Below are 26,135 nucleotides of genomic sequence, written 5' to 3'. Positions count from 1 at the left end.
GTTAACCTATTGATCTTGGGCTGGGGGAGCCTGACCACCATTTGCGATGGCTGACGTTGGGCAGAGCACCTCCTTCTGTATGGAAGCGGTATGGTTGCACGCCTCAAAGCCACGCGCGAAAAGCGCACCTACAATCGTTGGGTCGCCAACGAGACGATGGAGGATTTTGCGCTGCGCTTTACCGCCCGGCGCGCCCGGCGCTGGAGCTACAGCCGCGTGGCCAATACCGCCATCGGGTCGATCTCCTTCCTGGCTCTTGAGGCCATCGGCGCCACCATCACACTGACCTATGGGTTCGACACAGCGATCACCGCGATCATGCTGGTGGGGGCGATCCTGTTTCTGACCGGCTTCCCGATCTCGTACTACGCAGCGAAATACGGGCTGGACATCGACCTGATGACGCGCGGCGCAGGTTTTGGCTATCTCGGCTCGACGATCACCTCGCTGATCTATGCGTCCTTCACCTTTATCTTCTTCGCGCTGGAGGCCGCGATCCTGGCGCTGGCGTTGAAATTCACTCTCGGGGTGCCGCTGTTTCTGGGGTATGTCGTCAGCTCACTGGTGGTGATCCCGCTGGTGGTGCACGGGTTTTCCAAGATCTCCACCTTCCAGGCCTGGACGCAGCCTCTCTGGGTGCTGCTGCATGCGCTGCCCTTTGTGCTGCTGGCCTTCTCGGGGTACGACATCGACATGTGGACCGGCTTCGAAGGCAACCCGGAGGTGCCGGATGCCTCGCGCCTTCTGATGCTCGGCGCTGCGTCGGGGGTCGTGTTCTCGCTGGTCGCACAGATCGGCGAACAGGTCGATTTCCTGCGTTTTCTCCCGGAGCCGCAGAGCAGAGACGACAAGCGCAAGTGGTGGCTCGCGCTGATCTGTGCGGGCCCCGGCTGGTCTGTTCTGGGCATGCTAAAAATGCTCGCTGGCTCTTATCTTGTCACGCTTGCGATCCGCGAGAACGTCACACCGGAAGAGGCCACGGACCCGACGCGCATGTATCACACCGCATTCGAGCAAGTGCTCGGCTCCCCCGCGCTGGTGCTGGGGCTGACAGCGATGTTCGTGATCCTCTCACAGCTCAAGATCAATGTGACCAACGCCTATGCAGGCTCCATCGCCTGGTCGAATTTCTTCTCCCGCCTCACGAAAAGCCACCCGGGTCGCGTCGTCTGGCTGGTGTTCAACGTCGCAATTGCACTGATGCTAATGGAGTTGGGCGTCTTCACCGGGCTGGAGCACGTGCTCAGCCTATACTCTCATGTGGCGGTGGCGTGGATCGGGGCTCTGGTCGCCGATCTCGTCGTGAACAAGCCGCTCGGCCTCAGCCCCAAAGGCATCGAGTTTCGCCGCTCGCATCTCTACGATGTGAACCCGGTCGGCATTGGTGCCATGGTGCTAGCATGCGTCATCTCGCTGGTCGCCTATGCCGGCGTCTTTGGCGTTTTGGCGCAGGCTTTCTCGTCTTTCGTAGCCCTGCTGACCGCCTTCACCCTCGCCCCGCTTCTGGCCTGGGCCACGGGTGGCCGCTACTACCTTGCGCGCACGGATAGCGATGATGTGCCCGTACAAGGTCTGCAAACCTGTACCGTCTGCGAGTACCGCTTCGATGCGGAAGACACCAGCTATTGCCCGTTCCACTTCGGGCGCATCTGCTCGCTGTGCTGCAGCCTCGATGCCGCCTGTCACGATCACTGCAAACCGCAGGGGCGGCTCGACAATACGGTCAGCGAAGCCCTGCACGCTGCCCTGCCCGCGCCGATTGCCAAGGCGCTGATGTCGCGGCTGTCGCGGTTCCTGCTGACGACCAGCGTCATCTCGCTGAGTTTCGGTGTACTCCTGCTCTTCATCCGGGGGTTTGCAGGCGCCGAAACCTTCGACGCTGTTCTAACCATTATCTTCTGCATGATCCTGATCGTCATCGGAATCTCCGTCTGGATGTTCATCCTGGTGGGTGAAAGCCAGCGCAACGCGATGGCCGAGGCTGAACGCCAAACGGAGCTTCTGTTGAAAGAAATCCGTGCTCATGACCGCACCGACAAGGCCCTGCAACAGGCCAAGGAAAAGGCAGAAGCCGCCAACCTTGCCAAGACCCGCTACATGTCGGGCCTCAGCCACGAGTTGCGCACGCCGCTGAACGCGATCTATGGGTTTGCACAGCTGCTCGAGAAGGACCCTGATCTTGCGCAATGGCGCAATTCGATCACCAGCATCCGCCGCTCGTCCGAGCATTTGGCGGGCCTGATCGATGGCTTGCTCGACATCGCGCGGATCGAGGCCGGACGGCTCGAGATCATGCGCGATCGCGTAAATCTGCGCGTCCTCCTGCACCAGGTGGCGGCCATTTTCGAGGCCGAGGCCGCGGCCAAGGGGATCGCTTTCAACTGGACCATCCGCGGGCGGCTACCAACGCTGGTGGGCACAGATGAAAAGCGCCTGCGCCAGATCGTGATCAACCTGTTGTCAAACGCGCTGCGCTACACGGATGAGGGCCGCGTTGCGCTGGATTTGACCTATCGAAACGAAGTAGCGCAGATCACGGTGACCGACACGGGCATCGGCATCGAACCGCAGAACATTCCGCGCATCTGGCGCCCTTTCGAACGCGCCGGCCAGTCGGGCCGGCAGGGCTCGGGGCTGGGCCTCACAATCACCAAGCTGCTCGTTGAAATTCTCGGTGGCGAGATCGATGTGCAAAGCACGCCCGGCAAGGGCAGCGTCTTTTCGGTCAAGCTGATGCTGCCCTCGATTTCGCCGGGTGTATTCGATCCCGAAGACCTGAAGGATGATGTCGCGCTGCCTGCCTTTGCCGGGTACAAGGGGCCGCGGAAAACCGTTCTCATCGTAGATGACGACACCAATCACCTTTCGCTCGCCGAACAGTTCCTGTCCAAGCTTGGCTTCGTTGTGCTCATCGCCGCCTCAGCAGATATGGCCGAACAGATGCTGCAGGAGGCGAGCCCCGATATCATCCTGCTCGATATCGACATGCCCGAGCGGGATGGCTGGTCCTTCGCACGCGATCTGCGGCTCGGAGATTGGCCGCATGTCCCAATTGTAGTGATTTCCGGACATGCCGATGAAGAGAGCATGAGCCGTCCTAAAGTCGCGCTGCATGACGGCTTCTTGGCCAAACCGTTCAACCTCGATGACCTACTGATGCAGATCGCCGAACTTCTGAAGATCACGCTTGTTCCAAAGGCGGATGGCGATATGGCCACGGACGAGCCCGCCACGCTCTCGGCGGACGACCGGGCGCGTCTGATCGAAAGCGCCGCCCTTGGTCATGCGGCGGGCGTGCGCGAGCAGCTCAGTCGCCTGCGGGTCCAGAGGCGATGTGACCCCAACCTGCTGGGCAAGCTCGACAAACACATGGAGCACTTCGACATGGGCGGGATCGTACACCTGCTGGAGGCGGTGGAAGATGCTGTTGAATGATGGGGGTCAGAAGTGCATCGCGCTGGTGGTCGATGACAACCCAGACGCGCTGGGGATGGTCTCCATGGCGCTGGAACAGAGCGGGATCACCGTGCTGATCGCCACCGACGGCCAGGCAGCGATTGACCTTGCACACCGGGTCGAGCCCGACGTGATCCTGATGGATGCGGTCATGCCGGGGATCAACGGCTTCGAGACCTGTCGCACGCTGAAGTCCGGCCCATGTGCCGTGACGGCGCCCATCGTCTTCATGACCGGCCTGACAGAGAAAGAACATATCCTCGAAGGCCTGAACTCCGGTGGCGTCGACTACATCACCAAGCCGGTGGTGGTCGAGGAGTTAATCGCACGGCTCAGCACGCATATCGCCAACTCGCGTCTGCTCCAGAGCGCGCGCACCGCGCTCGACACCTCGGGCCGCCTTGTGCTGGCCTTCGGACCCGGCGGGGAACTGCTCTGGGGCTCGCAGCGCGCGACCGATGCGTTCAATGGCTTTGATCTGGAAAGCCAGGGCGTCGCCTGGAAGAACTGGATCGCCCTGTGCCGGACCCAACCTGTATCAGCTGTTACCCCCTTTGAAGCGGGGCCCCTGACCTTTCAGTTCATGGGCATGACGCCGGTGCCGGAAGTGCTGGTCAAAGTGATCCGCCGGAGCGCGGACCGCAAGGAGGATGTCCTGGCGGACACCTTCAACCTGACGCCACGCGAGGCGGAGGTGCTATTTTGGCTGACGCTTGGCAAGACGAACCGCGACATCAGCGCCATTCTTGGCCTGAGTGCGCGGACGGTGAACAAACATCTTGAGCAGATCTTTCAAAAGATGGGTATCGACAACCGCACCTCGGCGGCGGTGATGGCGGATCGGGTTCTGAACTCCGATTAGGCGTCAGATAAGGAAAGGCGTGCAGAAACCCAGCTCTTCTTAGGTGATATGAGGAGGTTGCCCATCTCCTGACGCGCCTGTCCCAAAACGATGGATGAAAACGGGAAGGTTGCCCATCTCAACCCACCCAAGACAACCCATTGAGCCGGGGCGCACTCGGTGCTAGGCCTCGCGGACGGAGGACCTAATGATCGATTGGCTCATCTTCATTCCCGCGTGTTTCGCGCTCAACCTCGCCTTTGGCCCCAACAATCTGTTGGCCATGACAAATGGTGCGCGCCACGGTGTTCTCTTTGCGCAACGCGCGGCAGTGGGCCGGCTGCTGATGTTTGTTCCGATGATCACGGTCAGTGCGCTTGGCCTTGGGCTGTTGTTGTCGGCGTCCGCACTTCTGTTCAACACCGTGAAAATCATCGGCGCCATCTACCTGATCTGGCTCGGCGTGAGCTTGTGGCGTGGGGCAAAGGCCGCGACGCCTGCGGGACCGTCCGACACCTCCGCCTCCCGCGGCACTGCCTTTCGGGCGGAGGCCATGGTCGCCGCAAGCAACCCCAAGGCGATCCTGATTTTCGCGGCTTTCTTTCCGCAGTTTGTTTCAACCGAGGCCTATTGGCAGAGCTATGCCATGCTGGGCGTAAGCTTTCTCATCATGGAGGCTGTCGCGATCTTCACTTACGCAGCCTTGGGCCGGTTCGCCTCGCAATTCGCCCAGGACCGCCTGTCTTGGATGCAACGGGCCTCGGGCTCAATGATGTGCCTTTTTGGCGTTCTTCTGCTCTTCAGCCCTCAGCCGTCACGCGGCTAACTCAGTGCAAGGCGGGCTGCGCGCGCTGCAGTGCAGATTGTATGCCTTTGGCAATCAGAACGCCCACGATCAGCGCACCCACAAATACAATCACCTCCCAGCGTCCTGTCCCAAGGGCGGGTAGCGCGCCGCCCGGGCAAAAGCCCGCAATCGCCCAGCCGACGCCAAAGATCGCAGATCCGGCAAGAAGCGGGCGATCTATATGGTGACGCGTGGGCAGTGCGAAAGAGCTTTCAAACATCGGCGCCGTTCGACGCAGGACCAGCCTGTAACCAATAAAGGTTGTCACAAGCGCGCCGCCCATCACAAAGGCTAGCGACGGGTCCCACGTCCCGAAGATATCGAAGAAATTCAAGACTTTCGCCGGGTTCATCATGCCGGAGATGGCAATGCCAAGGCCAAAGAGGAGGCCTGCCAGATAGGCTGCAAAAAAACGCATCGATCAAACCCCTATGACGTGACGCAGGATGTAAACGGTGGCGGCCGTGACCGCCATGAAAGTGAGCGTGGCTGCGATGGACCTGCGCGACAGCCGTGCGATGCCGCAAACGCCATGCCCGGAGGTGCAGCCAGTTCCAATGCTCACCCCGATCCCAACCAGAAGGCCACCAACGATCATCATGATCGCCGATACGGGAACCTGGATCTCCGGCATCTTCCCCGTCATGGCAAAGATCACAAGTGGGCCCGAGATCATACCCGCGAGCACTGCGGCACGCCATGAAAACTCCTGCGCGGACGCAGGTACCAAGGCACCCGCAAGGATCCCTGTCGCGCCCATGATCCGCCCCAGAAACGCCATGAGAAGGATCGCACCGAGGCCAATCAACACGCCGCCCGAGAGCGACCAGAGTGGTGTGAATTCGGTAGCCATGGCGTCTCTCTTTCCGTGTTCCTAAGGTGACGGTCACATAATAACTAATAAACATTCGAATGTGTTTATGTAAATATGAAATCGAACGCACAACCCGCTTCAAAATGATCGTCACGCTTGCCAGCCCCCCAACAATCAATCATATTCAAATATAATATTTCATTGGGAGGCTCATCATGCCGTTCACCCGGAGGGGGTTTCTGTCAGGCTGCGCGACCATGCCCTTCGCTGCCGCCATGCCGCGCCTGACTTCGGCCGAGATCGCATTGGGATCCGCTTCCCTGACCACAGTCAGCGACGGCCACCTCGTTTTGCCGGGCAGCTTTCTGTTTTCACCCATGCCGAAGGGCGAGCTTTCGGTGATCCTGACGGAATTCGACCTGTCGGATCAGCAGCTGACACCGGATTGCAACCTCGCGCTTTATCGCGATGGCACGCATACGGTTCTGTTTGATGTTGGCGCGGGACCCGACTTCATGCCATCGGCGGGCTCCGTTTTGGCGAGCCTCGAGGCAATTGGTCTTGCGGCCGAAGACATCACCCACGTTCTCTTCACCCACGCCCACCCCGACCACATCTGGGGGCTGCTTGACGATTTCGACGAGCCGGTTTTCACCGAAGCGCGGTTCATGATGGGCCGGACCGAATGGGACTATTGGTGGAAGCCGGAGACTCTCGACACCATCGGCGAAGATCGGCTGGCTTTTGCGGTCGGGGCAAAGCGACGGATGCAGGCCATCGAAGGTGTGGTCGAATTCCTTGACGACGGGCACGAGGTATTGCCCGGCATCGCCGCCGTGTCCTCCCCTGGCCATACGCCCGGCCACATGAGTTTCGAGCTGCGGAATGGCTCAACCAGCGCGATGGTTGTTGGCGATGCCATCGGCAATCATCACGTGGCCTTCCGCAAGCCCGACTGGCCGAGCGGATCCGATCAGGACATGGCTCTCGCAGCCGCGACCCGCAAAACGCTGCTCGACAGGCTGGTTCACGAGAAGATACAGCTTGTCGGCTTCCATTTGCCCGGTGGCGGCATCGGTCGGGCCGAGGCCACCCCTGATGGATACCGCTTTGTCCTGGAGGATAGCTGATGCGCCTTTCCCTGCTCCCTCTTGTAACCACCCTCGCCTCAGCCGCTGTCGCCAGCGAGGACATCGCCGATCAATACCCCGGGTCTCCGCTCTACTCGAAGCCCGTCGAGGTGATCCCCAACGTCTGGTCAGCCATTGGTGCCACGGCCCCCCCGACCTATGAAAACGCAGGTCACAACAACAACCTCAGCTTCATAGTCACAGGTGACGGCGTGGTGGTGATCAATGGTGGGGCTGCCTATGTTCTGGCCGAGGCACTGCATGCCGAAATCAAGGCGGTCACCGATCAACCGGTCCGCCTGGTGATCAACGAAAACGGCCAGGGTCACGCCATGCTGGGCAACGGTTATTGGGCTGATCAGGGCGTGCCAATCCTGGCTCATGTGGAGGCCGCGCAGGAGTTCGAGGACTATGGCGTGCAGATCCTCGAAGGGATGAAGCGGTACAACCGTGATAAGGCCGAAGGCACCTACCTCTCCGGCCCGACCCAGACCTTCGAGGAGACGCAGGTGATCGAGATGGGGGCATATCGTATCGAAGTCTTGTACCTTGGCCCGGCACACAGCCCCGGTGATGTCTCTGTCTGGCTGCCAGATAAGAGCCTGGTGATCGCCGGAGACATGGCGTTCCATGAACGGATGCTGCCGATCTTCGAGGACACAATCACGCTGGATTGGCTCGAGACCTGGGACACCGCCTTTGAGCCCCTGCAAGCCACATACGTCATTCCTGGACACGGGCATCCGACCAACATGGATCAGGTGCGCCGCTACACGAAGGATTACCTGCTTTATCTGCGCGCGAGAATCGGCGAGCATCTGGAGGCGGGCGGCGACTTGGCCGACGCCTACTATGTGGACCAGTCGCCCTATGCGCACCTCGATACTTTCGAAGAACTGGCCACGAAAAACGCGGGCCGGGTCTATGAGCAGATGGAGTTCGAGTGAGTGACGCAGCCTCCCTCACCGAATACCGATCCGAAGGTGACCGGGTCACGGCGCCGGACGGAGCCTGTCTGTTCCAGCCGGGCGATGACAGCGCCGCCTATCTGATCGTGCTGCGCGGCACTGTGCGGGTTGAACAGACCAACTCGGCGGGGCGTACGGTTGTGCTCTACCGGGTGCCTGCCGGTGACAGCTGTGTGCTGACCACCACCGGTCTTTTGTCAGGCCGTCCCTATTCCGGCTACGGCTATGCGGAAGAAGCGCTGGAGGCCACCGCCATACCGGCACGGCGTTTTCAGGAGCTGCTGGCAAAGGACGCAAGGTTTCGGGAACTTGTCTTCCGCAACCTCGCCCACCGCGTCGGCGAATTGACCGATGTGATTGACGAGTTGCTGTTGCACCGCACCGACCAGCGACTGGCACGCTGGCTGGCCCGACAGCCGGGCCCGCTTCTGACCCTCACCCACGAGGATATCGCGCAGGAGTTGGGCACCGCACGTGAGGTCGTTTCGCGTACGCTGAAATCCTTTGAGCGCAATGGCTGGATCGAACTCGGGCGCGGGAAGATCACGCTGTGCGATCCGGCGGCGCTAAGGACCTATGGCGCGCATGAGCCTCTGTGACAGGGTCACTGACTGGCGCTCTGGTCTTTGGCAGACTCAGGTGAGAAACCACATCTCAGGAGACTGACAATGACCCAGAACCTTGGACGTTATGACCGCCTTGCCCGGCTTGTGCTCGGCGCACTTCTGATCGTGCTCGCCCTGACCGCAACAATCGGTGTCTGGGGCTACATCGGCGCCATCTTTGTTCTGACCGCCTTCATGAACTTCTGCCCAATCTACCGCGTCCTCGGCATCAAGACCTGCGCGGACTGCTGACCGCCGATTGCGGCCTCCCGAGCGCTCGTCCGTCTTTGAGACATGTCAAAGACGCACGGGCACATCGTGACCATACATCCCGCAACAAGCCGGATGTATGACGCACGATGGAAGCTTTGATTGATCGTTTTGGCGAGGGCCAGTTGTTGCTGGCCTCGGGTGCCGCCGTCGGCCTTGTCTTCGGCGCCGCGGCCTACCATGCGCGCTTCTGTCTGCGTGCCGCAACGGCAGAGGTCGCGGAAGGACGGTTCGGCCCACGGCTCGCCATCTGGCTGGTGGCTTTCTTCACAGCCCTCGCATCGGTTCAGGTTGCCGTGCATCTGGGCACGCTTGATGTCAGCGCAGCCCGGCAGCTGTCGGCCACCGGCAGCCTCTCGGGCGCTATCATCGGCGGATTGCTCTTCGGATGCGGCATGATCCTCGCGCGTGGCTGCGCCAGCCGATTGCTGGTGTTGTCTGCGTCAGGCAACTTGCGCGCGATCGTCACGGGGCTGGTACTGACCCTGACGGCCCAAGCCGCCTTGCGCGGGGTCCTCTCACCGCTCCGCGAAACGCTTGCCGCACTCTGGACCGTCCAGGGCGGCGCGGCGCGCAGCCTGCTCAATCCCGACGGCCCGTTGGTCGATTGGGTCCCGGCCGCCGCGATAGTCGCCTTGGCGCTGTCGCTGGGCTTTGGCCTGCGCCAACGCGTGCGGGCGTCAGAACTCCTCTCCGCGGCCCTTGTCGGAGGCGCGGTCTTTGCCGGATGGCAGTTGACCTTTGCCATTGCCAACAGCTCCTTCGAGGTCGTCGCAGTGCAATCGGTCACATTCTCGGGCCCCTCGACCGATACCCTGATGGCGCTGGTCAATGCGCAGACCTTGCCGCTGAGCTTCGGGCTGGGGCTCATTCCCGGCGTCCTCCTCGGCGCGATGATCACCGCCGTCGCCAAGCGCGAGGCGCACATCCAGAGGTTCGAGCCTGACACGCCGATGGAACGCTACCTCATCGGCGGTATGCTCATGGGCTTTGGCAGCATGCTGGCCGGTGGCTGCGCCGTGGGTGCGGGCCTGTCGGGCGGAGCGATCCTTGCGGTGACGGCCTGGCTCGCCGTGTTCTGTATGTGGATCGGAGCTGTGGCGACGAGCATCCTTCTGGGTGGCCCGCTCTCGCGCCCCGCACACGCCCGCTAGCTCTCATTGCGCCGCGATTGGGCGCCGCGCCAGCGCACAGAGTGTCCACAAGCTCTCAAGCGCCTGCACCAGATGATCGATATCGGCGTCGGTGTGCACCGGTGACGGGGTGATCCGCAGACGTTCAGTGCCCTTGGGGACGGTGGGATAGTTGATCGGCTGGATGTAGATGCCGTGATCTTTCAGCAGAATATCCGAGATGTATTTGCATTTGACCGGATCGCCCACCAGCACGGGGATGATGTGGCTAGGGTTCTCAAGATGCGGCAGGCCGATGGCATCGAGCCGCGCGCGCACCTTTGCGACCACCGCCTGATGCGCCGCGCGCTCCACCCCGCTCTTCTTGAGATGCAGGACAGAGGCCGCGGCCCCGGCGGCAACTGACGGCGGCAAGGCCGTGGTGAAGATGAAGCCGGAGGCAAACGAGCGCACAAAGTCACACAATTCGGCCGAAGCGGCGATATAGCCGCCCATCACACCAAAGGCTTTGCCCAGGGTGCCCTCAATCACCGTCACACGGTCCATCAGGCCCTCACGCTCGGCAATCCCGCCACCGCGCGGGCCATAAAGGCCAACCGCATGCACCTCATCGAGATAGGTCATGGCTCCGTAGCGGTCGGCCAGATCGCAGATCCCGGCGATGGGTGCGATGTCCCCATCCATCGAATAGACGCTCTCGAAGGCGATGAGCTTGGGTGCATTGGCTGGCAGAGCGGCCAGCTTGGCTTCCAGATCACCCAGATCGTTGTGCTTCCAGATCACCTTCTGCGCACGCGAATGCCGGATGCCTTCGATCATCGAGGCGTGGTTCAACGCGTCAGAGAGAACCACACATCCCGGCATGCGCGCCGCCAAAGTGCCCAGGGCCGCCCAATTCGAGACATAGCCGCTGGTGAACAGCAGAGCGGCTTCCTTGCCATGCAGATCTGCGAGTTCGGCCTCCAGACGCACGTGGTCGTGGGTCGTACCAGAGATGTTGCGTGTGCCACCAGCCCCGGCACCAGTCCGGTCAAGCGCGGCGTGCATGGCCTCCAGAACGGCAGGATGCTGCCCCATGCCAAGATAGTCGTTCGAGCACCAGACGGTGACATCACCCGGCCCGTTGTGACAGGTTGCGCGCGGGAAGGCACCGCGATGACGTTCGAGTTCGGCAAAGGCGCGGTAATTGCCCTCGTCCCGCAGGCGGTCGAGTTCAGACTGAAAGAAATCGTGGTAGTTCATCAGTTCTCGGCAGCCTCCGCGACAATCTCCGCAAGCAGCGCCTGAACCTTCTGCATTTCGCCATCCGGATATTCGCGATAGCCGATCATCACGCCATCCGCGTCCTCAGCCACGAAAACCCCATAGGGGCAATGCGCGATGTTCATCGGGTCGGCCTCCATCACTTCGCGGGAGACAACGGCGGAGCAGAAGAGGAAGATATCCGCCTCCTTGAACAGCGCCACGTCGCTGCCGACATCGCTGCCGGTGCGGTTCAGCATCTCACCGGTGTGGCTGACGTAATCAATCACTAGCCCCTTACCGAGGATCGCACTCTCCACAGCAAAAGCGGCATCCTCGAACGAGCCATCAAACGCCACGGTGATCGCTTCATTGGCGGATGCTGCGCTCGCCACACCCAACGCAGCCGTCAAGATCAAGTGTTTCATGGGCAGTCCTCCTTCTTCCATTGCAGGCAGGCTTGCACGACATCGCGCCCCGATCCTCGAGCAAGGTCAAGACATCGGGGCGCGGTCACACTAGCCCAGCATGTCGGTGGTAATGCCGGTATACCAACCTTCGGATTCCTCGTAAGTCGCCTTGCGCGTCGCCGAATCCTCGCCGGTCTGCGAGATGAAGCCATCCACCTTGGCGATCTTTTCCTCGGTGGCCTCATAGGTCGCCCCCACCTTCACGCCATCATCGGTGGAGATCAGCGACCAGCAGGTGTTGGAGAACTTCGCCGGGAACACCTTGGAACCGGTCAGCGCGCCGCGCACCGCATTGGCACAGACCTTTGCCTGGCTGTTCGCGGAAAAGCCCGACTTCGGCATGTCCCCCTGCTGGCTTGCATCGCCCAGAACATAGACATCCGGGTCCGCTTTCGTGGACATATCCGCGGCATTGACCGGCGCCCAATTGCCCTCCGTGACCCCGGCAATCTCGGCGATACGTCCAGCCTTCATCGCGGGGATGACGTTGCAGACATCGACAGCGGTTTCCTCGTCATCGATTGTCACGGTCATGTTGACCGGATCGACCGAGACATTGTCGCCCCCGAAATCCTCGCCGATCCAGTCGATCATCCCCTCATAGTGATTTGCCCAGCCTTCCTGGAACAACGACATCTTCGAGAACTTCGGCTTGGGGTCTGCCACGATGATCTTGGCCGTCGGATTGGATTGCTTGAGCGTATGCGCGACCATCGATATCCGCTCATAAGGCCCGGGTGGGCAGCGATAGGGATTGGGTGGTGCTACCATCGCAAAGGTCCCGCCCTCCGGCATCGCAGCGATCTGGGCCTTCAAGAGCTCGGTCTGCGATCCGGCTTTGTAGGCATGCGGCATCGCGTTTTGCGCCCCGAGATCCCAGCCCGGAACCGATCCTTCGACAAAATCGATACCGGGCGACAGGATCAGTTTGTCATAAGGCAGCGCCGCACCGCCGGCGAGCGTCACGGTCTTGGCATCGCGATCCACGCCAACGGCCCAGTCATGCACCACATTGACACCGCTGGCAGCCAGCTTGCCATAAGAGTGACCGAGATCATCAATCTCCTTGAATCCACCGAGATAGAGGTTCGAAAAGAAGCAGGTGTAGTACGTCCGTGAGGGTTCGATCAGGGTGACATCGACGTCCCCTTTGCTGTCCTTTGCGATGTATCGGGCGGCGGTCGCGCCCCCTGCACCGCCACCGATCACGACCACGCGCGGTTTGCCGTGGCTATCCGCCAGCACCATCGGGGACGCCAGCGTCGCCCCGACAGCCGCGGACGTGCCTAGAAATCTACGTCTGTTGAATGTCATTTTTTCCTCCCATTGAAATCCTAGTCGTCGAGCCTGGCGAAATACGCCGCGAGAGCCGCGATCTCTTCATCGCCAAGCCGTCCGGCCATCATCTGCATGACCGGGTGGTTGCGCTTCTTCGTCTTATAGGCGTGCATGGCGACCACGAAGTCCTCCTCCGGCCACAACACAATCGACGGGATACCATCATCGCCGCCCGCCGCCTGATGACAGGTGGTGCATTCGCCGCTGAGATATTCGCCATACTCCGGGTCCCCCACCAGCGCGAGGATCTCCGGATCGACGTCATGACGGGTGCTGGCGGCGGTCGGATCGGCTTCGGGAATGTCCGCCGGGTTGTCGGAAAAGCGTCGCATGTAAGCGATCAGATCGCGCCGGTCCTTGGCGTCCTTCAGGCCGCGAAAGCTCATGCGCGTGCCGCTGGTCATCGCACGGGGATTTTCGAGAAAGACATCCAGCGTGTCTGCGTGCCATTCCAGCCCGCCAGCCCCAGCTCGCTGAAAGCTCTTGGAATACCGGAAGTCGGCATGGCTCGCCGCGACGCGTCCAAAGACACCGTTGAGATGAGGCCCGATCCGATGCGCCGCCCCTGCCCCGATCTGGTGGCAGCCGCTGCATTTCTGGAAAACAATCTCTCCGGCCTGCGGGTCACCCGTCTCTGCCTGGCTGGCCGCCCCAAACAGGCAGAGCGCCATCACCACGCTGGAGAGAGCCCGGCCTATCATCCTACCCGTCGAAGCTCTTGAGATAGGCGATGACCGCTGCAATGTCCGCCTCATCTCTGAGCCCGGCAAAACCCATCTTGGTCCCTTTCATGTATGCGCGCGGCTTGGCCAGGAATTCGGTCATCGTCGCGTCATCCCAGACACGGCCCTCCTCGGCAGCGGACTGGAACACCCTAGAGTACTTGAAGTCCGGGTTAGAAGCGACCTGTTTGCCCAGAACACCGTTCAAGTGCGGTCCTGACCTGTTCTTGGCCCCTTCGCCAATCTGGTGGCAGGATTTGCATTTCTTGAAAACGGCCTCGCCGTCCTTGACCAGTTCAGGATCGAGCGTGGCAAGGGCAACCTCGGTGACCTCTGCCTCCGACGTGGCAGCAACAGTGATCGGTGCGGCGTTGGACATCGCCGCCTCATCCTCCCCCTCGTCCGGCGTCACATCGAGCACCGAAGCCCGCATGGTCACCTCGACGCTGTCCTTGCAGGCCTCCATACAGGGTTCGACCCGCCATGCGGCATATTCGGTCTCGGCCCGGTCATCCACGATGAAGCCATCAGCGTTGTACATCTCGAAGTCGGCGAAATTCTCGTGGCTGAGCTCGAACTCATCATCGACCAGATCGTTCGAATAGAGAATGTAGGCGACAATCGCATAGACCTCGTCAGCCTCCAGCGTCTGCGCCCCGCCAAACGGCATCGAGCGGTTCACATAGTCCCAGACGGTGGAGAGATGCGGCCAGTAGGAGCCCACGGTCTTCACAGGATCCTTATCGCCAAGCGTATCGAAGCCGCCAGCCAGCACCGGCCAGTTGTCCACACCCTCGGCAAAGTCACCATGACAGGAGGCGCAGTAGTCCGCAAAGACTTCTTCGCCGGTGAAGACATCCCCACGACCCTCTGGCAGACCTTGGCCGTCGGGGCGTACATCGATGTCCCACGCCGCAATCTCTTCTGGCAGCGCCGGTCGGCCGAGCCCGTAGCCTTCAGCCCAGACCGGGTTTGCCAGCAGGGTAGAGATGGCCAATCCCTTAAGAAACTTCGACATTTTCCGCCTCCCCGTTCGATTTGACGTGCCAGGTCTGGATGCAGTTGTTGTGGTAGATCGAGTTCTCGCCCCGCACGGCGCGCAGCTGGTCCTTGGTCGGCTGGACATAGCCGGTTTCATCCATCGCCCGCGCCTGCAGAAGCCATTCCTCGCCTGTCCATTCCGTGTCGAGGTAGAAGCGGGTCAGCGCCTTGCTGGTCCCCTGCGTCGTGCCAAGCCGCGCTGTCTCCCAGGTGATGCCGCCATCCTTGGAGACATCGACCCGCGTGATCCGCCCGTGCCCAGACCACGCGAGCCCGGTGATGACGAGCGCGCCCGGTCCGTGGGTGATCGGCGCTTGCGGGCTCGGCGAGGTGATGACCGATTTGGCGTCCATCACCCAAGTCCACTTCCGCGCCGTACCGTCTTCCAGCACATCGGTATACTTCGAGGTCTCTTCTCGGCTCTCGACCGGGCCATCCATGACCTCGATGCGGCGCAGCCATTTCACCCACATGTTGCCTTCCCAGCCCGGCACAACGAGCCGCACGGGATAGCCGTGCTCCTTGCGCAGCGCCTCGCCGTTGGCCTTGAAGGCGACGAGCACGTCATCAAGCGCCTTTTCCATCGGGATCGAACGCCCGTTCGACGAGGCATCGGCTCCTTCGACATAGACCCATTTGTCGGCCAGATCGCCCGCCGCACCGAGGCCCGCTTCTTCCAGAAGCGTCCGCAGCGAGACGCCGGAATACTCCATGTTGTGGATCATGCCATGGGTGAACTGCACGCCGTTCAACTGGGCGCCCGCCCACTCCATTCCCGTATTAGCCGCGCACTCACAGAAATAGACGTGGTTCTCGCGCGGGAAGCGCTCCAAGTCGGCGTAGGTGAAGATCAGCGGCGTATCGACCAGCCCATTGATCATCAGCCGGTAGTCTTCCTTGCGCAGCTCAATCGCGCCCGAATGATGCCGCTCGAAGGCGCAGCCCTGCGGGGTGATCGTGCCGTCCAGCGCATGGATCGGCGTGAAGTTGATGGAAGAGATGGGGTCCGCCGTCAGCCACGGCACGTTGCGCCGCACCACATCGGCTTCGAACTCGATGGGTAGACCGTACGGGGTCGCATCCACACCCTCACCGGTGGCCGAGGCCCAACTCTGCACTTCGGTGATCAGCGGATCAGGTTCGCTCGCGGCGGCGGCGCCTGCAACGGTCCCGGCCACGGCCGCGGCGCTGCCACGCAGGAAAGCCCGGCGCGACGGTGCTTTGACGGCATCATCCATATCTGAGGTCTCCATGCTCATGCGCCGACAACCTCGACGCTGGTGTTCGACTGCACCGAGACGGTGCCCTGTTTGGCGATGTGGTCCTCGACCACATCCCAGATCTGCGGCCCTTCCGTGCCCTCATTGACCGAGGCCCACCCGGCGACCACATAGTCCCGCGCCGGGTCGATGGCTTCACCAGACTTCAGGAGCGTCATGTCGCTGATCCGGCTGCCTTGCGGTTTCGAGACATCGATGCGGTAACCGATACCCCCCGTGCGCACCATATCGCCGCCCTGCTGGTAGTAGGGGTCGGGGTTGAAGATGTTATCGGCCACATCCTCCAGCACAACTTTCAGGAAGTCCCCCGTCATCTCGGTGCGATACGCCTCACCATAACTCATGGAGGTTACGTTCCAAATGTCCTCGCGCGTGATGTCCTGTCCGGGCAACAGCGACGGCCCCCAGCGCACCCCCGGGCTTAGCGCGATTTCCGCATCCCGCTCGGAGAGCAGTGCATCGCAGATCAGATCGTCCCACGAGCCGTTGAAATTGCCGCGCCGGTACAGAAGGCTATCGGTCTGGCCAATGACCTCGGCGAGCTGCGCCTCAAACGGCGCCCGTTGCGCATCGATCAGCGCCGTCATCTCCGGATCCGGCGCGATCACATCCGAGAAGATCGGGATCAGCTTGTGGCGGTAGCCCATCATGCGGCCATCACGCACGTCCAGATCAACGCGGCTCACGAATTTCCCGTTCGACCCCGACGGTACGATCATCGTCTCTCCGGATAGAACAGGTTCAGGCAGCGCATCATGGGTGTGCCCGGACAGGATCACATCAATACCGCTCACAACCGTGGCCATCTTCTTGTCCACGTCAAAGCCGTTGTGGCTCAGAACCACGACGCAGTCCGCGCCCTGGCTGCGAACCTCATCAACCATCGTCTGCATGTTCTCATCGCGAATGCCGAAGGCGTATTCGGGGAACATCCAGCCGGGGTTGGCGATGGGCATGTAAGGAAACGCCTGCCCGATCACCGCGATCTTGGTGCCGCCCCGCTCGAACATCTTGTACGGCGGGAAGAGCTCCGTCGGTTCATCCCATTCGGCATCGAAGATGTTCTGGCCCAAAGCCGCGAAAGGCAGGTTTTCAACGATCTCCGCCACCCGGTCCGAGCCCAGCGTGAACTCCCAGTGAAAGGTCATCGCATCGGGCTGCAGAGCGTTCATCACGTTGACCATGTCCTGGCCTTGCGTGTGATAGCAGGTGTAGGAGCCATGCCAAGTGTCACCACCGTCGAGCAGGATCGCATCAGGCCGGTCCGCTCGGATGGCCTTGACCACGGTGGCTACACGGTCCAGCCCGCCGACCCGGCCATAAGCCTGCGCGAGCGCTGAAAAATCGCCTGAACTCAAGGCATAATGGCTAGGGCTGCCGTCCTCGATACCATAGAGCTTGCGGAACTCCGCGCCGGTCACATGGGGCACCGCGCCCTTGTTTGCACCTACGCCCATATTCACCGAAGGCTCGCGGAAATAGATGGGTTTGAGCTGCGCATGGATATCGGTCACGTGGATCAGAGAGACGTTGCCGAAGGTGTCGAACTGCAGCAGCTGATCCTGGGTCAACGCCTGTTGCGCGCCCAGCCGCGCCCAGTTCCCAAAGCCCGACGCCCCCACGAGGGCCGAGGCGGCCATCCCAACCTGCAGGAAATCACGGCGCGAAATCATCTACGTGTAGCTCCTCAAAACATATGCGCATGTTTGAATAATTTAAGCGCGAGAAAGGCCCCGCACCAGCGTGCGAGGCCGTCTGTTCAGTTTCTGACCGACGGGCCCTCGACGCTCAGACCATTGCCGCGCGAGGCGACGTAAAGCTCCAGCGCGACGAATTCCGGTGAACCGGGCGCGAAGGTTTGCGCCCGCGTGTCACGCACACAGCCCTTGAACCGCGCATGCACCGAATTCAACTTGGTGTTCTTTAGCCGGTAGGTCGGGAACCCGTTGATCTGTCCCTGGCTCAGATGGTCGGCGCGGATCATATTGCCGTAGTTGTCTTCATGGCAATTGGCGCAGGACAGCTCGAGCTGGCCATAGCGCGTGTAGTAGATGTCCTTGCCCATCTCCCAGGTCGACTGCGCGGGGCCGTCGATGGCCACGTTGACGGGCAGGCCACGCGACACCGAGGAAATCAGCGCAACCATGTTCACCATCTCGCCGCCGGTGTACTTCCAGGTCTCTGCCTGCATCCGGTTCTCGCGGCAGTCGTTGATCTGCATCTCCAACGTGCGGACCTCGCCCGCCGCCTCGTTCCACTTTGGATAGACCGCGCGCACACCAGTCATCGTGTCGGACCCGTCGTGGCAGGAGGCGCAGGATTTGCCAGCCTCACCATCGGCGGTGTTCCAAACCTCCTCGGCCTGCTCGACCCAGATCATCGACGGGTTGTCAAAGTCATCTGCCTGAAAGGCTTGCGTTTCGTCCGAGCGGAAGCGCCAGCCGGAATAGATCGTATCGACATAGTCCATATGCGCGGGCGCTACTGTCTCGGTGACAATCTCGATCTCATCGTTGATCACGAGACTGTCCTCGTCCGGCCCCGCCCACGTCGTGGTGGCCAAGGCGCTAAGCGCAATCCCCATGGCCAAGTGGCCGCGCAATGTCGTTCTTGTTGTTATCATCTGTCCCCTCCCTCTGCGCGGTGGCCTTAAGACACGTCGATGCTCTTGGAGGTCTCGTAGACCGACCCGTCATCGTCGTACCAGGTGAACTGGAATTCACCGGATTCCGGCACAATCGCCTCGAACTGGAAGTACGGGTTCGTCGAAATCGCCGGTTCCAGCGTCACGTCGATGACGTTCTGCCCGTTAAAATCGGCGACAAACCGGTTGATGATCGAGCGCGGGATAATGTTGCCATCATCGTCCTTGCGCTGGCCGCTTTCCATCTTGTGGCTGATCAGCGTCTTGATCGTGATCGTCTCACCCGCCGATGCGGTTTTCGGGACCTTGACCCGGGGTTTCACACCAGATGCCATATCTTTTCTCCTCGTCTCTGATCAGCCACCGCAGCCGCCGATGGTGACTTTCACTTCCGCCGACGCCTTCTGGAACGTGCCATCTTCCATCTGCGCGATGGCGATGACGTTCTGCGTCGCGGCCAGGCGGATCCGCGTGGAGGCCTCCCGCGAAGGGTTCAGTGGCCCGAACTTGATGGTCGCAACAGCAGGCGTCGGGTTGCCATCGGCAAAAACAGCCACCATAACAGCTCCCGGCGCGCTCACATCGATGGGCACCGTGTTGCCGTTCTCCGCGATTTCAGGCGCCGTGATCGTCAGATCGCCCGAGCCCAGCTCGGCACCGCCGGTCAGCTTCGCAATCTCATCCTCCGCCAGCGACGCAACCGCTGGCAGGGCGCTCAGGCTAGTCGCGGCAAACGCCGCCGAGCCGAGCACCAGTACATTCCGTCGTGTCAGTTCCATGTGCTTCTCCAATCTCTCGTCTTACTCTTCCTTGAGCGTCATCAGATAGGCGACGACATCTTCGATCTGCTGCGCCGTCAACAGCGGCTCCACCTCGCCCTGATGGGCATCGCCGGTATAGGCATCGCCCAACCGGACAAACCCGTCGACCTTGTAGAAGGAGGGCATCATCGTGCCGTCAAACATCATCTTGGCGTCCGCCACGATCCCGCGCAGTTCCGCCTCGGTCCAACGATCGGCGACGCCATCCAGCGTCGGGCCAATCTCGCCGTGAAAACTCAGATGGCTCAGCGCCGTGACCTCGTGGCAGGCAATGCAGTTGCCCGCGCCCTTGTTCATGATCTCAGCGCCCGAGGCCGGATCGCCCGGTGTGCCAGTCAGAGAGGCTTCGATGACACCATCGACAAAGGCGACCTCTGTCGGCTTGACGGCCTCCGCCGCCGCGATGGTCGCGCATGTTGTAGCTGCTGCGGCAAGTATGGCGAAACGTGTCATGAACCCTCCCGTGTGACCGTTTCTTGCATACTTGCGCACACAATTGTGATTCACGCAACATCAAATTCAACTAAGTGAATTTTTCTATCTGTTCGCAGATGCAGCAATTTCCGGATGTATTCTAACACCCGCCTTGGGGCTCAGTCCTTCTGGGCTTCAAACTTTCGCGCGTGATACTTCTGAAATGGCTCATCAGCCTCATAGCCCTTTTCGATCACCCAGGTCAGCATGTTGTAAGTGGTCCAGCGCCCGAAGGCCCCCGGCATCACGGCGACCGCAGCCTCCGAGGCGGTCATATCCGCCCCGACCTCTTCGGGAAAGAACAGGATCGTCGGCGTAAAGAGCGCGCCCCAGCGCTTCACGATGTCTTTCTCGGGCATCATCTCCCCGTCAAAGTCCGTCACCTCGACGTCGCCGAACATATTGATCTGCACCACGAAGAAATTGTCCGTGATATAGTCGGCCACCTCTGGAACGACGAAAACCTCCTCGTGCATCTTCTGGCAATAGATACAGCCGCGCTGCTCGATGATGACCATCAGCCGCTTGCCTTCCGCACTGGCCTCCGACAAGTCTTCGCCCAGGTCCTTGAAGGTGTCGCGCATCCAGGAGGCCTTGTGCAGGCCATCGTCCCCGATCTCGGCGGCCTGCACCGACAGGGCGGTCAGAACAGCGATCAACACAGCAAGCAGACGGGTCATAGGGGATCTCCCGGGGTTAGCCAATGGTGCTGAACCACGGGATGTGCTCCAGCATCCATTGGGCGATGACATTGATGGAATTGGTCGCGATTAGAATGCCAAAGAGCAGCAACAGCCCGCCCATCAGCTTTTCGACAATACCGAGATGGCGGCGAAACCGGGCCATCCAGGACATGAACGGCCCGATGAACAGCGCGGCGACCACGAACGGCAGCGTCATGCCCAGCCCGTAGGCAAAGAGCAGCGTCGCCCCCTGCTCCGCCGTGTCCTGCCCGGCAGCCGTAAACAGGATCGCGGCCAGCACCGGCCCCACGCAGGGCGTCCAGCCAAAGGCAAAGGCGAGTCCGATGACATAGGCGCCCAGAACACCCACGTTCGAGGTGTCGCCCGCATCGGCGCGAAACTGGCGATACAGGAACCCAATCCGGATCACCCCAAGAAAATGCAGCCCCATCGCGATGATGATGCCTGCCGCGACCCAGCGGAGCACTTCGAAATACTCCCGCACCATTTGCCCGAAGACCGTCGCCGTGGCCCCTAGCCCCACAAAAACGGTGATCACCCCAAAGGCAAAGGAGACAGAGGTCAGAAACGCGCGCCAGCGCACAGCACCCGTCACCACCCCCCCGGCTGAGATCTGGTTCACGCCGACGCCCGCGAGGTAACTGAGGTAAAAGGGAACCATCGGCAGCACGCACGGTGACAAAAAAGACAGCAGACCGGCGGCCAAAGCGCCCAAATATGTCACATCAAACATGATGATTCTGCCTGCAAACCTTGAAGTATTCAAATATTAGATTATGATCCAAGTTAGGTTTTCGTCAATCGGAGTTCGACGTGGTTCGTCTGAAGTGTCTGGTGTTCATCATCGCCACGTGGTTGCCCCTGACCGCGAGCGCGGAGACCTATCTTCTTATGGCAGAAGAAAAAGGCTGTTTCTGGTGCGCGCGTTGGAACGAGGAAATCGCCCATATCTACCCCAAAACGACCGAAGGCAGGACAGCGCCGCTGCGGCGCTACGACCTGCATGCAGACACACCTGAGGCCGAGCTGACAGGCAAGGTCCGCTTTACGCCCACGTTTCTGCTCATCGAGGACGGGATTGAGGTTGGCCGGATCGAAGGGTATCCCGGTGAAGACTTCTTTTGGGGTTTGTTGACCATGATGTTCGAGAAAGCGAACATCTCCCTGGAACAGACAGGATGATCCGAGATGACACTTGACGCGCCCCAACAGTCCGAACCGCAAGGCGAGACGCCCTCGCGCCTGCCTGTCTTCGACCCGAACATGTGCGCCGAAGACATGGACCGCATGATGAAGAATGCGCAGGCCGCGTCGAATTTCCTCAAGGCGATCAGCCATGAGGGCCGCCTGATGATCCTGTGTCACCTGGCCTCGGGCGAGAAATCCGTGACCGAGCTGGAAGACCTGCTGTCGGCGCGACAGGCGGCGGTCTCGCAACAGCTGTCGCGGCTGCGGCTCGAAGGGCTGGTCACCCCCCGTCGGGAGGGCAAGGCGATCTACTATAGCTTGACAGATGACCGGCCCAAGCAAATCATGGAAGTCGTCTACGACCTGTTCTGCAGGCAAGACTGACCGGCACGCTCGCCCCGCGCCGGTCTTCGGGAGGAAGCTGGCATGATAGAGCTCATTGGAGAGGCCAACAGTGTTGCGCTGATCGGATTGATCGGCGGCATAGCCTTAGGTCTGGCCGCACGCATCGGACGGTTTTGTACGCTGGGCGCCATCGAGGACGTTCTCTACAGCTCGGATGATCGACGGCTGCGCATGTGGGCAATCGCTATCGGCGTCGCCATCATCGGCACCCATATCGCCATGTCGTCGGGCTGGATGCATGGCGCCGACACTGCCTATCTCGACCGCCAATGGAACCCGCTGGGCACCATCATCGGGGGCCTGATGTTCGGCTATGGCATGGCACTGAGCGGCAATTGCGGCTACGGCGCGCTCGCACGGCTCGGCGGCGGTGACATGCGCGCTTTCGTGATCGTCCTGGTCATGGGACTGTCCGCCTATTTCGTGATGTCAGGACCGCTGGCGCATCTCCGCGTCTGGTTCTTCCCGGTCGAGTTGGAGGCCACATCTCCGCAAGGCTTCAGCCAGCTGGCCGAACAGCGCCTGGGCATCTCTCCAGCCGTGACGGGCCTCGCCATCGGTGGCGCACTTCTGGCATTGGCGCTCAGTTCCGCCGAGCTCCGCCGCTCGCGCGGCCATATCTTCTGGGGCGTTGTCGTGGGGCTCGCCATCCTGTCCGGCTGGGTCGGCACCTATTGGGTTGCCAACGCGGGGTTTGAGGCCGAACCCATCGAAACCCACTCCTTCGCCGCCCCCATCGGCGACACGATTTACTATGCCATGACCGCCTCGGGTAACACACTGTCCTTCAGCGTGGGTTCCGTTGTCGGTGTGCTCATCGGCGCGGTGCTTGGGTCCTATTCCAAGGGCCATTTCCGCTGGGAGGCTTGCGAAGACCCGCGCGAGCTGCGCCGCCAGATCATCGGCGCCTCCCTCATGGGCCCCGGTGCGATCCTCGCGGTCGGGTGCAGCGTCGGACAAGGGATTTCCGCCTTCTCCGTCCTCGCCTTCAGCGCGCCCGTTGCATTCCTGGCGATCTTCGTCGGCGCCGCCTTTGGCCTGCGCCAGTTGATCGAAGGCTTCGCCCCGGCGGAATAGCTCGCCATCGGCGCAACAACTGCGCCATGTCACCCGCCCCCGGACTTCATCGCATCCGCCGCCCAGGTCCAGGTGAGCGGCGATTTCCGCTTGAGCGCGCCGCTCAGGTGCTGGCGCATCTTGTGGGAGGCATCCAGATTGTCACCCGCCTCGAGCATATCGAGGATCTCCAGATGCTCGGTGCATTGCTCGACCAGTCGCTCGTGGTTCACCTCGGCGCGATACTCCATCAGCCGCCGCATCCGGTTGACCCGCTGCAGCGCCATGAGGAAATACGGGTTTCCCGACAGCTTGATCAGCTCTTCATGAAAGAGCGCACCATTCTCCAACAGCGATTCCGCCGGAACCGCATTGAAATCCATCTCCAGCATCCCTTCCTGAATGCGACGCTGTTCACCCAAGATCTGACGGTTCAGCGCAAAGGAGGGCTCCAGCATCGCCGCCGGCTCGATCGCCATCCGAAACCGATAGATTTCGTCAAAGGCTTCCGGCGTGTTGGCCACCGGAAGAAAGCGCCAGCCATAGCCCTCCTTCCGTTCGACCCAGCCTTCCCGGGTTGCACGGACCAGCAGGTCGCTGGTGCGGGCCTTCGACCACCCATAGTGCTGGCGCAGAAACTGCTCCGTCACGTCTTCGGGCAGTTTCGCGGTCAGCCAATCCTCGGCCAGCTTATGGTACTCATCGTTCAGCGATGCCGGTTGCTCATCCAGCAACTGGCTCAACGCTTCGCGATCAGGCTCGGCCACGAAGTACCCCCGGTTCTCGCGCCGGACCAGAAACCCCTTTGTCTCCAGCAGATTCATCGCCTCGCGCACCGGCGTGCGCGACACGCCGTATCGGTCTGCCAGCTGTTGCGCGCCCAGATGCTGCCCCGCGTGAATGCCGCCCGTGGCGATGTCCTGCAACAGGCGGCGTGAAATGCGCTGTGGAAGATCGCTCGTCCGCATCTGTTGGGTCAAACCTCCGATCTGCTTGGGGACTTCAAGGCCGGTGCCGCGCCCCTTTGTGGGCGAGTTTGCATTTTTAGATACCAAATATAACCAGAGTTCAGCATTTTTCGGATTTCAGATGCAAAATTGCCGCGTGAAGAGGGCCGCCAAGCGCCGAAGCCGCTTACCAAACTACGAAGTTTCCCCAGCGGCGCGCGCCTTGCCATGACGCATCCTGCGCAGCAGCGACAGTGCAATCGGAACGACGATAATGGCGAGAAGGACAAGCGACAGCACCAGAGAGACAGGCCGCTGCCAGAAGAGGTTCATGGTGCCTTGCGAGATGATGTAGCTTTGCAGGAAGGTCTCTTCTGCCATCGACCCCAGCACCAGCGCCAGGACGGTCGCCGCCGGCGAATAGCCGTATCTCTTCATGGCAAACCCCACCAGCCCGCTGCCCACCAGGATCCATGTCTCGATGATGCTGGCGTTGATGGCAAAGGCTCCGATGACACAGAGCAGCACGATGACCGGCACGACATTCACATAAGGAATATCGAGGAACTTCACGAAGAGCGGGATCGCAAAGATGCTCATCGCGATCAGGATCATGTTGCCCAGATACATGCTCGCGATGAGGCCCCAGACAAAGTCCGGGTCGTTCACGATCAGCAGCGGCCCCGGTTGCAGACCCCACATAAGAAACGCGCCCAGCAGAACGGCGGTCGCACCCGAGCCGGGGATGCCCAACGACAACAGAGGCACCATCGCCCCGGCGGAGGCTGCATTGTTCGCGGCCTCGGGGGCCACCAGCCCGCGCATTTCACCCTTGCCGAATTTCTCTGGGTCCTTCGCGACCTTCTTTTCCACCGAATAGCCAATGATCGAGCCGAGGGTCGCGCCAGACCCGGGCAACACCCCCGCGACAAAGCCGATGGCCGAGCCGCGCCAGAAAGTGAAACGCGACTCGTAGTAGTCCTGCTTCGAGGGCCAGAATTCCTTGTCACGAAAGCTGATCCGCAGCCGTTTGGCGGGCTGCCGGTGCTGGCCATTGAAGATGCAGTGCAGAAGCTCGCCAATCCCGAAGAGGCCAATCGCAACCGCCACGAAATAGACGCCCCCGATCAACTCGGGCGAGCCGAAGGTATAGCGCTGCTGGCCGCTCATCACATCGACGCCCACAGTTCCGACCGCAAAGCCGATCAGCGCCGAGATAAACCCCTTGAACTTGTTGTCTCCCATCATCGTGGTCAGCATCAGAAGCCCCACCGCGATGATCAGGAAATACTCCGACGGCCCGAAGGATGCCGCGAAAGTGGCAAGGGACGGGGCCAGCGCGGTGATCAGGATGACCCCGATGGTGCCCCCGAAAAACGAGGCAATCGCCTGCATGACCAGCGCAGGCCCCGCCCGCCCTTTCTGGGCCAGCGGATAGCCATCAATCGTCGATGCCACCGTCGCCGACTCCCCCGGCGTGTTGATCAGGATCGAGGTGATCGTTCCGCCATACATCGAGCCGTAATAGATGCCCGCCAGCATGATGATCGCAATGGTCGGCTGCAGCCCGAAGGTCATCGGGATGAGCACGGCAATCCCCGCGGCAGGGCCAAAACCCGGGAAGAGACCCACGATCATCCCCAGAAAGGCACCGAGGAGAAGGAACAAAAACCCTTCCGGCGAGGCCGCGACGCTGAGCCCCAGTGACAGGTTGGCTGCAATATCACCCAGCATCGGAG

Annotated in this window: 28 protein-coding genes; 11 read left to right on the top strand and 17 right to left on the bottom strand. The window is 61.2% G+C overall.

Going from position 1 to position 26,135, the window contains the following annotated elements:
* Positions 1–90: 90 nt before the first annotated feature.
* The 3 genes from ACVC7O_RS07660 (at position 91) to ACVC7O_RS07650 (ending at position 5,123) form a co-directional block, all read left to right on the top strand.
* Positions 91–3,435 carry a hybrid sensor histidine kinase/response regulator gene (locus tag ACVC7O_RS07660; RefSeq protein ID WP_458325492.1) on the top strand — a complete coding sequence of 1,115 codons (3,345 nt, stop codon included), beginning with the start codon at positions 91–93 and terminating at the stop codon, positions 3,433–3,435.
* Positions 3,422–4,318 (top strand): response regulator transcription factor, encoded by an 897-nt coding sequence (locus tag ACVC7O_RS07655; protein WP_458325491.1) that lies wholly within the window; start codon positions 3,422–3,424, stop codon positions 4,316–4,318. Before ACVC7O_RS07660 ends, ACVC7O_RS07655 begins: the two co-directional genes overlap by 14 nt.
* Before the next feature lie 187 nt (positions 4,319–4,505).
* The gene (locus ACVC7O_RS07650; RefSeq protein WP_458325490.1) at positions 4,506–5,123 is read left to right on the top strand and encodes a LysE family translocator; all 618 of its coding nucleotides are present in this window, start codon (positions 4,506–4,508) and stop codon (positions 5,121–5,123) included.
* A 1-nt stretch (position 5,124) separates the two neighbouring features.
* Here the strand turns inward: ACVC7O_RS07650 and ACVC7O_RS07645 are convergent, their stop codons facing one another.
* Both ACVC7O_RS07645 and ACVC7O_RS07640 read right to left on the bottom strand, forming a co-directional pair.
* A complete protein-coding gene (locus ACVC7O_RS07645; RefSeq protein WP_458325489.1) occupies positions 5,125–5,562 on the bottom strand; it encodes a DUF6691 family protein in 438 nt (145 codons plus the stop codon).
* 3 nt (positions 5,563–5,565) lie between these two features.
* Entirely contained in the window at positions 5,566–5,997 is a 432-nt protein-coding gene (locus ACVC7O_RS07640; RefSeq protein ID WP_458325488.1) for a YeeE/YedE family protein, read from the bottom strand.
* A 176-nt stretch (positions 5,998–6,173) separates the two neighbouring features.
* On the opposite strand from ACVC7O_RS07640, the gene ACVC7O_RS07635 reads away from it, so the two are divergent.
* The 5 genes from ACVC7O_RS07635 (at position 6,174) to ACVC7O_RS07615 (ending at position 10,085) form a co-directional block, all read left to right on the top strand.
* Complete coding sequence (locus tag ACVC7O_RS07635) at positions 6,174–7,088, top strand: MBL fold metallo-hydrolase (RefSeq protein WP_458325487.1); 915 nt, start codon at positions 6,174–6,176, stop codon at positions 7,086–7,088.
* A complete protein-coding gene (locus tag ACVC7O_RS07630) occupies positions 7,088–8,035 on the top strand; it encodes an MBL fold metallo-hydrolase (RefSeq protein WP_458325486.1) in 948 nt (315 codons plus the stop codon). Before ACVC7O_RS07635 ends, ACVC7O_RS07630 begins: the two co-directional genes overlap by 1 nt.
* On the top strand, positions 8,032–8,655 hold the full coding sequence (locus tag ACVC7O_RS07625; protein WP_458325485.1) for a Crp/Fnr family transcriptional regulator: 624 nt from the start codon (positions 8,032–8,034) through the stop codon (positions 8,653–8,655). Before ACVC7O_RS07630 ends, ACVC7O_RS07625 begins: the two co-directional genes overlap by 4 nt.
* A 69-nt stretch (positions 8,656–8,724) precedes the next feature.
* Positions 8,725–8,913, top strand: coding sequence for a YgaP family membrane protein (locus ACVC7O_RS07620; protein WP_458325484.1), 189 nt, complete (start codon positions 8,725–8,727; stop codon positions 8,911–8,913).
* Between the two features lie 107 nt (positions 8,914–9,020).
* Positions 9,021–10,085, top strand: coding sequence for a YeeE/YedE family protein (locus tag ACVC7O_RS07615; RefSeq protein WP_458325483.1), 1,065 nt, complete (start codon positions 9,021–9,023; stop codon positions 10,083–10,085).
* Positions 10,086–10,088: 3 nt separating this feature from the next.
* On the opposite strand, the gene hemA is transcribed toward ACVC7O_RS07615, so the two are convergent.
* The 13 genes from hemA to ACVC7O_RS07550 all read right to left on the bottom strand — a co-directional run bounded on the left by hemA (position 10,089) and on the right by ACVC7O_RS07550 (position 21,533).
* Positions 10,089–11,306, bottom strand: a complete 1,218-nt coding sequence (gene hemA, locus ACVC7O_RS07610; RefSeq protein ID WP_458325482.1) for a 5-aminolevulinate synthase — start codon at positions 11,304–11,306, stop codon at positions 10,089–10,091.
* Positions 11,306–11,734, bottom strand: coding sequence for a DUF302 domain-containing protein (locus ACVC7O_RS07605; protein ID WP_458325481.1), 429 nt, complete (start codon positions 11,732–11,734; stop codon positions 11,306–11,308). Before ACVC7O_RS07605 ends, hemA begins: the two co-directional genes overlap by 1 nt.
* 90 nt (positions 11,735–11,824) lie before the next feature.
* Positions 11,825–13,090 carry an FCSD flavin-binding domain-containing protein gene (locus tag ACVC7O_RS07600; RefSeq protein WP_458325480.1) on the bottom strand — a complete coding sequence of 422 codons (1,266 nt, stop codon included), beginning with the start codon at positions 13,088–13,090 and terminating at the stop codon, positions 11,825–11,827.
* A gap of 20 nt (positions 13,091–13,110) precedes the next feature.
* On the bottom strand, positions 13,111–13,815 hold the full coding sequence (locus ACVC7O_RS07595) for a c-type cytochrome (protein ID WP_458325479.1): 705 nt from the start codon (positions 13,813–13,815) through the stop codon (positions 13,111–13,113).
* Position 13,816: 1 nt separating this feature from the next.
* Positions 13,817–14,854 carry a c-type cytochrome gene (locus ACVC7O_RS07590; RefSeq protein WP_458325478.1) on the bottom strand — a complete coding sequence of 346 codons (1,038 nt, stop codon included), beginning with the start codon at positions 14,852–14,854 and terminating at the stop codon, positions 13,817–13,819.
* Entirely contained in the window at positions 14,838–16,115 is a 1,278-nt protein-coding gene (soxC, locus tag ACVC7O_RS07585; RefSeq protein ID WP_458325477.1) for a sulfite dehydrogenase, read from the bottom strand. Before soxC ends, ACVC7O_RS07590 begins: the two co-directional genes overlap by 17 nt.
* A gap of 17 nt (positions 16,116–16,132) precedes the next feature.
* Positions 16,133–17,830 carry a thiosulfohydrolase SoxB gene (gene soxB / locus ACVC7O_RS07580; RefSeq protein WP_458325476.1) on the bottom strand — a complete coding sequence of 566 codons (1,698 nt, stop codon included), beginning with the start codon at positions 17,828–17,830 and terminating at the stop codon, positions 16,133–16,135.
* Positions 17,831–17,916: 86 nt separating this feature from the next.
* Positions 17,917–18,741: a sulfur oxidation c-type cytochrome SoxA gene (gene soxA, locus ACVC7O_RS07575; protein WP_458326055.1), complete on the bottom strand. Its 825-nt coding sequence runs from the start codon at positions 18,739–18,741 to the stop codon at positions 17,917–17,919.
* 65 nt (positions 18,742–18,806) lie between these two features.
* Positions 18,807–19,136: a thiosulfate oxidation carrier complex protein SoxZ gene (soxZ, locus tag ACVC7O_RS07570; RefSeq protein ID WP_458325475.1), complete on the bottom strand. Its 330-nt coding sequence runs from the start codon at positions 19,134–19,136 to the stop codon at positions 18,807–18,809.
* Positions 19,137–19,157: 21 nt separating this feature from the next.
* The gene (soxY, locus tag ACVC7O_RS07565; protein WP_458325474.1) at positions 19,158–19,580 is read right to left on the bottom strand and encodes a thiosulfate oxidation carrier protein SoxY; all 423 of its coding nucleotides are present in this window, start codon (positions 19,578–19,580) and stop codon (positions 19,158–19,160) included.
* Positions 19,581–19,601: 21 nt separating this feature from the next.
* Positions 19,602–20,075: a sulfur oxidation c-type cytochrome SoxX gene (gene soxX / locus ACVC7O_RS07560; RefSeq protein WP_458325473.1), complete on the bottom strand. Its 474-nt coding sequence runs from the start codon at positions 20,073–20,075 to the stop codon at positions 19,602–19,604.
* A 140-nt stretch (positions 20,076–20,215) separates the two neighbouring features.
* Positions 20,216–20,776, bottom strand: a complete 561-nt coding sequence (locus ACVC7O_RS07555; protein ID WP_458325472.1) for a thioredoxin family protein — start codon at positions 20,774–20,776, stop codon at positions 20,216–20,218.
* Positions 20,777–20,792: 16 nt separating this feature from the next.
* The gene (locus ACVC7O_RS07550; RefSeq protein WP_458325471.1) at positions 20,793–21,533 is read right to left on the bottom strand and encodes a cytochrome c biogenesis CcdA family protein; all 741 of its coding nucleotides are present in this window, start codon (positions 21,531–21,533) and stop codon (positions 20,793–20,795) included.
* A gap of 101 nt (positions 21,534–21,634) precedes the next feature.
* On the opposite strand from ACVC7O_RS07550, the gene ACVC7O_RS07545 reads away from it, so the two are divergent.
* From ACVC7O_RS07545 to ACVC7O_RS07535, 3 genes are read left to right on the top strand one after another with little or no spacing between them, the layout of a single operon-like run.
* Positions 21,635–21,982 (top strand): hypothetical protein, encoded by a 348-nt coding sequence (locus ACVC7O_RS07545; RefSeq protein WP_458325470.1) that lies wholly within the window; start codon positions 21,635–21,637, stop codon positions 21,980–21,982.
* Positions 21,983–21,988: 6 nt separating this feature from the next.
* On the top strand, positions 21,989–22,372 hold the full coding sequence (locus ACVC7O_RS07540) for an ArsR/SmtB family transcription factor (RefSeq protein ID WP_458325469.1): 384 nt from the start codon (positions 21,989–21,991) through the stop codon (positions 22,370–22,372).
* A 42-nt stretch (positions 22,373–22,414) separates the two neighbouring features.
* Positions 22,415–23,470 carry a YeeE/YedE family protein gene (locus tag ACVC7O_RS07535; RefSeq protein WP_458325468.1) on the top strand — a complete coding sequence of 352 codons (1,056 nt, stop codon included), beginning with the start codon at positions 22,415–22,417 and terminating at the stop codon, positions 23,468–23,470.
* Positions 23,471–23,499: 29 nt separating this feature from the next.
* Here ACVC7O_RS07535 and ACVC7O_RS07530 read toward each other — a convergent pair whose 3' ends face one another.
* Both ACVC7O_RS07530 and ACVC7O_RS07525 read right to left on the bottom strand, forming a co-directional pair.
* Positions 23,500–24,429: a GntR family transcriptional regulator gene (locus ACVC7O_RS07530; RefSeq protein WP_458325467.1), complete on the bottom strand. Its 930-nt coding sequence runs from the start codon at positions 24,427–24,429 to the stop codon at positions 23,500–23,502.
* A 162-nt stretch (positions 24,430–24,591) separates the two neighbouring features.
* The gene (locus ACVC7O_RS07525; RefSeq protein WP_458325466.1) at positions 24,592–26,130 is read right to left on the bottom strand and encodes a tripartite tricarboxylate transporter permease; all 1,539 of its coding nucleotides are present in this window, start codon (positions 26,128–26,130) and stop codon (positions 24,592–24,594) included.
* Positions 26,131–26,135: the final 5 nt, after the last annotated feature.

The organism is Roseobacter cerffii, assembly GCF_054226325.1.
This window is presented reverse-complemented; position numbering and strand designations above follow the sequence as displayed.